Annotated in this window: 9 protein-coding genes; 2 read left to right on the top strand and 7 right to left on the bottom strand. The window is 61.5% G+C overall.

Annotated elements, in window-relative coordinates; translation table 11 throughout:
- Both FFS27_RS24275 and FFS27_RS24270 read left to right on the top strand, forming a co-directional pair.
- On the top strand, positions 1 to 631 hold a 631-nt coding region (locus FFS27_RS24275; protein ID WP_137952253.1), incomplete at its 5' end, for a GGDEF domain-containing protein.
- A 166-nt stretch (positions 632 to 797) separates the two neighbouring features.
- Positions 798 to 2339, top strand: coding sequence for a glycoside hydrolase family 1 protein (locus FFS27_RS24270; protein WP_003135542.1), 1542 nt, complete (start codon positions 798 to 800; stop codon positions 2337 to 2339).
- 23 nt (positions 2340 to 2362) lie between these two features.
- On the opposite strand, the gene alr is transcribed toward FFS27_RS24270, so the two are convergent.
- The 7 genes from alr to rlmB all read right to left on the bottom strand — a co-directional run bounded on the left by alr (position 2363) and on the right by rlmB (position 8060).
- On the bottom strand, positions 2363 to 3454 hold the full coding sequence (gene alr, locus FFS27_RS24265) for an alanine racemase (RefSeq protein WP_021263549.1): 1092 nt from the start codon (positions 3452 to 3454) through the stop codon (positions 2363 to 2365).
- 68 nt (positions 3455 to 3522) lie between these two features.
- Positions 3523 to 4917: a replicative DNA helicase gene (dnaB, locus tag FFS27_RS24260; RefSeq protein WP_003095622.1), complete on the bottom strand. Its 1395-nt coding sequence runs from the start codon at positions 4915 to 4917 to the stop codon at positions 3523 to 3525.
- A gap of 128 nt (positions 4918 to 5045) precedes the next feature.
- Complete coding sequence (rplI, locus tag FFS27_RS24255; RefSeq protein ID WP_137952252.1) at positions 5046 to 5492, bottom strand: 50S ribosomal protein L9; 447 nt, start codon at positions 5490 to 5492, stop codon at positions 5046 to 5048.
- Between the two features lie 21 nt (positions 5493 to 5513).
- Complete coding sequence (locus FFS27_RS24250; protein WP_003095630.1) at positions 5514 to 6383, bottom strand: hypothetical protein; 870 nt, start codon at positions 6381 to 6383, stop codon at positions 5514 to 5516.
- Positions 6384 to 6419: 36 nt separating this feature from the next.
- The gene (gene rpsR, locus FFS27_RS24245; protein WP_003095634.1) at positions 6420 to 6650 is read right to left on the bottom strand and encodes a 30S ribosomal protein S18; all 231 of its coding nucleotides are present in this window, start codon (positions 6648 to 6650) and stop codon (positions 6420 to 6422) included.
- A 29-nt stretch (positions 6651 to 6679) separates the two neighbouring features.
- Positions 6680 to 7099 (bottom strand): 30S ribosomal protein S6, encoded by a 420-nt coding sequence (gene rpsF, locus FFS27_RS24240; RefSeq protein WP_003095636.1) that lies wholly within the window; start codon positions 7097 to 7099, stop codon positions 6680 to 6682.
- A 214-nt stretch (positions 7100 to 7313) separates the two neighbouring features.
- Positions 7314 to 8060 carry a 23S rRNA (guanosine(2251)-2'-O)-methyltransferase RlmB gene (gene rlmB / locus FFS27_RS24235; protein ID WP_003095638.1) on the bottom strand — a complete coding sequence of 249 codons (747 nt, stop codon included), beginning with the start codon at positions 8058 to 8060 and terminating at the stop codon, positions 7314 to 7316.
- Between the last annotated feature and the right edge of the window lie 97 nt (positions 8061 to 8157).

The following is an 8157-nucleotide window of genomic DNA, read 5'->3' as shown; positions in this document are numbered from 1 at the left end:
GCGCGACCTGGCACGCGCCGTGGAAGTCCGTACCAACGAGCTGAGCGAGGCCAATCGCCAGTTGCAGATGCGCGAAGCGCAACTGCAGTACGCCGCCCATCACGACCCGCTGACCGGGCTTGGCAACCGCAGGCACCTGATGGAGTTCGCCGAAAGTGCCCTGGACGACGCGCGCCGCCACGGCAACAGCATGGCGCTGCTGCTGATCGATCTGGATCACTTCAAACCGATCAACGACACCCATGGCCACGATGCCGGCGACTTCGTCCTGCAGAACGTGGCCCAGCGGCTGCGCCATTGCGTGCGCACCGAGGATTGCGTGGCACGCCTCGGCGGCGACGAATTCGCCGTGCTGGTCGGCGGGTCGAATGCCGAGCAGCATGCCCGCGACATCGCCGAACGCCTGCTGCGAGAACTGGCGAAACCGGTGGAGTTCGCCAAGCAGTGGCTGGTGATCACACCGAGCATCGGCGTCGCCCTGTTTCCCGGCGACGCCCTGCAGTTCGGCAAACTCTACAAGGCCGCCGACCAGGCGCTGTACCGGGTCAAGGGCGCCGGGCGCGCCGGCTATGCGATGGTCCAGGAGCTACAGTTGGAGCAAGCCATGGACAGCCTTCGAACTTACAAATGAAGCCTGGAGACAGCCCACATATCGAGCTATCCTACAATTCCTTTGAAAGATGATTTCCAGACCTGCGAGTAAAACGCTCAAAACGAGTAGAAATATAAAAATCGACTCGATATCACGAAAACACCTAGACCCCTACAATCATAAACCAACCTAAAAAACCATAAAAATGCGAAGAAGCCTCCTCCAATTTAAAAATTTTCGAAAAACCCTAAAAAAAAATATAAAGAACCGTCTCGCGCTTCTTTCTCTTGCGCTCCTATATGATACCTCGCTGGCCACTGCGAAGCCTCAGGAAAACTGCAACTTTCTCTGGGGAACGGCCTCAGCGGCCTATCAGGTAGAGGGCGGTTGGAATCTGGACGGGAAAGGACCTTCGAACTGGGACGACTTCACCCATAGAGGCATTACCAAGTATCTTATCGGAGAGAGCCACACTGGCGATGTTGCCACGAACCAGATATCCAGAGACGTCTATCTAAAAGACATAGATCTGATGCGCAAACTCGGAGTCAACTCGTACCGTTTCTCGATAAGCTGGGCACGAGTGCTGCCCGATGGCCAGACGATAAACCCCAAAGGGCTCGAGTACTACAAGATACTCATACAAGATTTGAAGGATGCCGGAATAACTCCAATTGTAACACTTTACCACTGGGATATGCCCTTAGCTCTTTACAAGAAAGGTGGATGGTACTCCTCTAAATCGCCCGACTGGTTCGCTGGCTACGCAAAGCTCATTTTCAGCAATTTTGGCGAAGAGGTACCTTACTTCATAACTTTCAATGAGCCGGAGGGCAATATCTTTACCCTGACGCCCTTGGTAGAGAACTTCCTCACCGAGACCCCCTCACCCTATGAGAAAGTACTATCCGTAGAGTCACGCGCAGCTCAGGCAGAGGCCATGCACAACCTCCTGCTGGCGAACTCGCTAGCGGTTACCTCATACAAGGAAGCAGGGTACAAGGGACGAATCGGTATTGCCCTGAATCTATCCCCCTGTGTCGATAATGAGAACCCGAACAGCGCAGCCAAGAGGAACTGTAACTCTGTGCACAATGCCTGGGTTCTGGACGCACTTTACAAAGGAAACTACCCGAAAGATATAAAAACTCTCTATCAGAAGTACGCACCCGCGTTCCAGCCCTCTCAGGATGATATGAAAAAGATCATGCAGGGAAGACCTGACTTCATCGGCGTAAACTTCTACTCTCCCACCCTGGTGAAAGACGATCCAAGCCAACCCTTCGGAATAGCAAATCGCCCAAATCCAGACCAGTATCCTTCCTATAACGGCCCCGTCTCTCCTTCTCATCTGGTCGAACTACTAATGCAGATAGACAAAGAATACGACCATCCTACTCTGATCATAACGGAGAACGGAGCCGGTTTCGGAGTGGACGATGAAAAACTCACTGAAAATAGGGTGCTAGATCCACTCAGGGCAAAGTATCTCTCTGACCACATTGATGCAGTGCTCTCAGCCAGGCATGCAGGAGTGAAAGTAGAAGGGTATCTATTCTGGAGTCTTCTGGACAACTTCGAGTGGCTGTTCGGCTACAGAAATCGCTTCGGAATGATTGGGGTCGACTTTGAAAGCCCACAACTAGCGAGGACACCAAAATCCAGCTATTACAAATACCAAGAGAAAATCAGGGATTATAAAGAGCGTAACAAGTGCCTGCCCCAGCAAAGCCGGCACTCAGGTTAACGACTTCAAAAAAAGACCTGGCGCTATAGGCGGCCAGGTCCGTACTGGTAGGCACGCGGAACCCGCGCACCAACCTTGCTCAGAAGCTCGTAGCCGAGGGTGCCGCAGGCACGGGCGACCTCGTCCACCGACAACCCGGCGCCCCACAACTCCACCGGGTCGCCAACGCGAGCCTCCGGCAGGTCGGAGAGGTCGACCGCCAGCATGTCCATCGAGACCCGCCCGGCCAGGGTCGCGCGGCGTCCCCCGACCAGTACCGGAGTCCCGGCTGGCGCGGTACGCGGATAGCCGTCGGCGTAGCCGCAACTGACCGTGCCGATCCGCGCCGGCCGCTCGGCGATCCAGGTGGCGCCGTAGCCGACGCTCTCGCCCACGGCCACCTCGCGCAGTGAAATCAACTGCGCGCCCAGGCTCATGGCCGGCTTCAGGCCCAGTTCGGCAGCACTGAGGTCGGCCAGCGGGGTCGACCCGTAGAGCATGATTCCCGGCCGCAGCCAGTCCATGTGGGCGGCCGGGATAGTCAGCACCGCCGCCGAATTGGCCAGGCTGCGCTGGTCGAAGTCCAGGTCGAGCAGGCCGAGGAAACTCTCCAGCTGCTGTTCGGTGAGCGGATGGTTGCGTTCGTCGGCGCAGGCGAAATGGCTGATCAGGTTCAGCTCGCGCACACCGGGATGGCTGCGCAGGCGCGCATGCCAGGCGCGCAGCGCGACGGGATCGAAGCCCAGGCGGTGCATGCCGGAGTCGAGCTTGAGCCAGACGTTGAGTGGAATATCCAGGCCGGCGGCGAGGAACGCCTCGCCCTGTTCCGCGCCCTGGATCACCAGGTCCAGGCGCAATTGCCCGGCGAGGGCGTATTCGCTCGCCTCGAAGCAGCCTTCCAGCAACAGGATGCGCGCGCTGGCGTGCAAGGCGCGGACTTCCGCGGCCTCCTCCAGGCAGGCCACGGCGAAGCCATCGGCATCGTCGTGCAACGCGGTAACCACTTCGCGCGCACCGTGGCCATAGGCGTTCGCCTTGACCACCGCGAACGCCTGGCGCTGCGGCGCGCAGCGCTTGGCCAGGGCATAGTTGTGGCGAATGGCGGAAAGGTCGACGGTGGCAACGAGGGGACGCATGGCATCGGGTCCTGCAACTGAAACGGGTGCCTATGGTAAGGCGCCCGCCGGGCAAGACCCAAGCCGGGTCATTCGTCCTCGAAGTTGTACATGCCGGCGGCAAGGTTCTCGAAGCGCGTGTATTTGCCGATGAAGGCCAGGCGCACCGTGCCGATCGGACCGTTACGCTGCTTGCCGATGATGATTTCGGCGACGCCCTTGAACTCGGTCTCCGGGTGGTACACCTCGTCGCGGTAGACGAACATGATCACGTCGGCGTCCTGCTCGATCGCCCCGGATTCGCGCAAGTCGGAGTTCACCGGGCGCTTGTTGGGTCGCTGCTCCAGGGAGCGGTTGAGCTGCGACAGGGCGATCACCGGGCAGTTGAATTCCTTCGCCAGGGCCTTCAGCGAGCGGGAGATCTCGGAAATCTCGTTGGTCCGGTTGTCGCCGCTGGAGCCGGGTATCTGCATCAGCTGCAGGTAGTCGATCATGATCAGCGCCAGGTCGCCGTGCTCGCGCACCAAGCGACGGGTCCGCGCACGCATTTCCGAGGGGCTGATGCCGGCGGTGTCGTCGATGAACAGCTTCTTGTCGTTGAGCAGGTTGATCGCCGAGGTCAGGCGCGGCCAATCCTCGTCGTCGAGCTTGCCGGAACGGACCTTGGTCTGATCGATGCGACCGAGCGACGAGAGCATACGCATCACGATCGAGTCGGAGGGCATCTCCAGGGAGTACACCAACACGGCCTTGTCGGTGCGCATCACCGCATTCTCGACCAGGTTCATGGCGAAGGTGGTCTTACCCATCGACGGACGCCCGGCGACGATGATCAGGTCGGCCGGCTGCAGGCCGCTGGTCTTCTCGTCGAGGTCGGTGAAACCGGTGGACACCCCGGTCAGCGCCTCGCTGGTGTTGAACAGGTAGTCGATGCGGTCGATGGTCTTGACCAGGATATCGCTGATCCCCACCGGCCCGCCGGTCTTCGGTCGCGCTTCGGCGATCTCGAAGATCTTCCGCTCGGCCTCGTCGAGGATCTCGTTGGCGCCGCGCCCTTCCGGGTGGAAGGCGCTGTCGGCGATCTCGTTGCTGATGCCGATCAGTTGGCGCAGGGTGGCGCGCTCGCGGATGATCTGCGCGTAGGCCTTGATGTTGGCGACCGACGGAATGTTCTTCGCCAGTTCGCCGAGATAGGCCAGGCCGCCGACCTGGGCCAGTTGTCCTTCCTTCTCCAACTGCTCGGAGAGGGTCACCACGTCGATCGGCTGGTTGGCCTCGGCCAGCTTGTAGATGGCGCGGAAGATCAGGCGATGGTCATGGCGGTAGAAATCGCCGTCGGACACCGAGTCCGACACCCGCTCCCAGGCGTTGTTGTCCAGCATCAGGCCACCCAGCACGGCCTGCTCGGCCTCGATCGAGTGCGGCGGCACCTTCAGGGCTGTGGTTTCCAGGTCGTATTGCTCGGGGCTGGTGATCTCGTTCATAGACTCGACGCAAGAAAAAGGAACAGCGGAAAAAACAACGGGCACGGTGCCGTTGCCGGTACCGTGCCCGATGTTAGCGGACTGCCGCGGACACGCATATGCCCGCCCAGCCCTACCGATCGGATCGCTTACTCAGCGACGATGATCAGCTTCAGAGTGGTTTCCACGTCGGTGTGCAGGTGCACGGCGACGTCGAACTCACCGGTGTTGCGCAGCGCGCCGTTGGGCAGGCGAACTTCGGCTTTTTCCAGCGGGTAACCGGCAGCGGAAACGGCTTCGGCGATGTCGCGGGTGCCGATCGAACCGAACAGCTTGCCTTCGTCGCCAGCGTGGGCGCCGGGGGTTACCACCAGCTCGGAGAGCTGGGCAGCACGGGCTTCGGCAGCGGCCTTCTTCTCGGCGGCAGCCTTTTCCAGCTCGGCGCGGCGGGCTTCGAACGCAGCGACGTTCTCGGCGGTGGCGACGGTGGCCTTGCCCTGCGGCAGCAGGAAGTTACGGGCGTAACCGCCCTTGATGTTCACCTTGTCGCCCAGGTTGCCCAGGTTGGCGACTTTTTCCAGCAGGATGACTTCCATTTGAGTCTTACCTCTTAACTTTTAACCTTCACCGTTCGTGGAACCCTGGCGCCGGGCCAGGCGTCCACGAAAATCAAACAGACTGTCGACAACCGCCAAAAGACAGATCAGGTTCCCCAGCAGCAATACAGCCAGGTACAGGCCCACCAGCCAACCACCCGCGAGGCGCTTCAGGGCGATCAGGCCATGCCCGAGCGCCACGCCGGCGATGATCAGCGGCACGCTGCACAACGGACCGAGCACCGCGGCCTGCACTTCCAGCGCCGGGACCACGACGGCCCCCAGCAGCAGGATCACGGCAACCGCCGGTGCCAGCCGCAAACTCCGGAATTCGCGACCGAAGCCGCCCGGGTTGTACAGCGAAGCCTGCCAGTACCGCGCGAGCATCAGGCAGAGCAGGCAGGTCACCTGCAGCGAGGAAGCCATGACCCCGGTCAGGGTCGGCACCAGCGCCACCTGCAACTTGTCCAGCTCTTCGCCCGACAGCTGGGACTCCCCACGAAGCTGGGTCAGGACCTTGGTGACTTCCGTCGCCAGGGCGCCGATCAGCTCGCTGGAGGTATGCCCCAGCACCAGCGCGAATACCACGCCAACTGCAACACTGCCCAGCAGCACATGGCTCCAGGACGTACTGGCGCGCAGGATCTGCGCCAGCGTCAGGGTACCGAGCAGGACCAGAAGGATGCTCGGATCGCCCAGGTACCACCAGAACATCGCCGGTAGCACCGCCCAGGCCAGGACGCCGAAGGCGTCGCCGAATCCGCGCCGCAGCAGCACCAGGCTACCGGCGGCGGCACTCAGCCAGAACAACAGTGGAACAACCGCGGAGCCTGCCACGGCGAGCGTGGCCTGCATGCGGCCGCGCATGGTGAACTCAGCCAGTGCGCGCATGCGATCTATCCCTTACCAGCGTTCGACTGCCCGATCTCAACGGCCGTGGCTGTCGGTGTAAGGAAGCAGGGCCAGGTAGCGGGCGCGCTTGATAGCGGTCGCCAGCTGACGCTGGTACTTGGCCTTGGTGCCGGTGATACGGCTCGGAACGATCTTGCCGGTTTCGGAAACGTAGGCCTTCAGGGTGTTGAGATCCTTGTAATCGATCTCTTTCACGCCTTCGGCGGTGAAGCGGCAGAACTTACGACGACGGAAGAAACGTGCCATGTGATTGGCTCCTCAATACTGGTCCGGAATTACTCGTCAGCGTTATCGCTATCGCTGTTGTCGTCGCCATCGGCGCCTTCAGCGTTATCGTTCGGACGCTCACGACGCTCGCGACGCTCGTTGCGGCTTTCTTCAGCCTTGAGCATCTCGGACTGCTCGGTGACAGCTTCGTCGCGACGCATGACCAGGTTACGGATCACGGCATCGTTGTAACGGAAGTTGTCTTCCAGCTCAGCCAGGGCCTTGGCGCTGCACTCGACGTTCATCAGAACGTAGTGGGCCTTGTGCACGTTGTTGATGGCGTAGGCCAGCTGACGACGGCCCCAGTCTTCCAGACGGTGGATCTTGCCGCCGTCTTCTTCGATGGCCTTGGTGTAACGCTCGACCATGCCACCGACTTGTTCGCTCTGGTCCGGGTGAACCAGGAACACGATTTCGTAATGACGCATAAATGCTCCTTACGGGTTGCAGCCTGCCGCAGAACGGTCAGGCAAGGAGTGAATGTTTTCTTGGCTTGCCTGGCGGAGAGGCGAACGAACGCCTGCCCGCGCGGCAAGGGGCGACATTCTAGAGAAGGGCAACCGGCGAAGCAAGGAAGATTGGCGAATATTTGTACAGCGGATGGAATGGCGCGGGGCCGCGCCGCGGCGGCCCCGCACGCGCTCACTCCAGCGGGGTGCGCTGGCGGAGGATCTCGAACAGGCAGACGCCGGTGGCGACCGAGACGTTCAGGCTGCTGACGCTGCCGGCCATCGGCAACCTGGCGAGGAAGTCGCAGTGCTCGCGGGTCAGCCGGCGCATGCCCTTGCCTTCCGCGCCCATCACCAGCACGGTCGGCCCCTTGAGGTCGAGCTGGTAGAGGGTCTTGTCCGCCTCGCCAGCGGTGCCGACCACCCACAGGCCGCGCTGCTGGAGCTTTTCCAGGGTGCGCGCGAGGTTGGTCACCGCCACCAGCGGGATCACCTCGGCGGCGCCGCAAGCGACCTTGCGCACGGTGGCGTTGAGGGTCGCGGACTTGTCCTTGGGCACGATCACCGCCTGCACCCCCGCCGCATCGGCGGTACGCAGGCAGGCGCCGAGGTTGTGCGGATCGGTGACGCCATCCAGGGCCAGCAGCAGCGGCACGCCCTCGCTCCGCTCGAGCAGTTCCTCGAGCATGTTTTCGCCCCAGACCTGGCTGGGGCTGACTTCCGCGACCACGCCCTGGTGGACGCCTTCCGCCCACTCGTCGAGTTCGCGCCGATCGCGCTGCCCTACCGGAATACGGAACCCGGCGGCCAGCTCGGTGAGCACCTGGACCCGCGGATCATGCCGCCCCTCGGCCAGCCACAACTGCTTGACCCGCTTCGGGTGATGACGCAACAACGCTTCCACGGCATGCACGCCGTAGACCTTTTCCCACTGACTCATGACTTGGCCTTACGTTTGCGCGCCCCGGTGGCGGCCGGAGCGTTGTCGGCCTTCGGCTTGGAAGGCCCCTTGCGATGCTTGGTCGGCTTTCCCGGCT

Origin of the sequence: Pseudomonas sp. 2VD (assembly GCF_005503585.1) — a bacterium.
GTDB lineage: Bacteria > Pseudomonadota > Gammaproteobacteria > Pseudomonadales > Pseudomonadaceae > Pseudomonas > Pseudomonas aeruginosa.
The sequence above is the reverse complement of the archived record's forward strand: the minus strand, read 5'-3'. Positions and strand labels throughout refer to the sequence as shown.

Excerpts from the sequence above, each read along its gene's own strand:
- FFS27_RS24270 (WP_003135542.1), top strand. The coding sequence starts at position 798 with ATGCGAAGAAGCCTCCTCCAATTTAAAAATTTTCGAAAAACCCTAAAA.
- alr (WP_021263549.1), bottom strand. The coding sequence starts at position 3,454 with ATGCGTCCCCTCGTTGCCACCGTCGACCTTTCCGCCATTCGCCACAAC.
- dnaB (WP_003095622.1), bottom strand. The coding sequence starts at position 4,917 with ATGAACGAGATCACCAGCCCCGAGCAATACGACCTGGAAACCACAGCC.
- rplI (WP_137952252.1), bottom strand. The coding sequence starts at position 5,492 with ATGGAAGTCATCCTGCTGGAAAAAGTCGCCAACCTGGGCAACCTGGGC.
- FFS27_RS24250 (WP_003095630.1), bottom strand. The coding sequence starts at position 6,383 with ATGCGCGCACTGGCTGAGTTCACCATGCGCGGCCGCATGCAGGCCACG.
- rpsR (WP_003095634.1), bottom strand. The coding sequence starts at position 6,650 with ATGGCACGTTTCTTCCGTCGTCGTAAGTTCTGCCGCTTCACCGCCGAA.
- rpsF (WP_003095636.1), bottom strand. The coding sequence starts at position 7,099 with ATGCGTCATTACGAAATCGTGTTCCTGGTTCACCCGGACCAGAGCGAA.
- rlmB (WP_003095638.1), bottom strand. The coding sequence starts at position 8,060 with ATGAGTCAGTGGGAAAAGGTCTACGGCGTGCATGCCGTGGAAGCGTTG.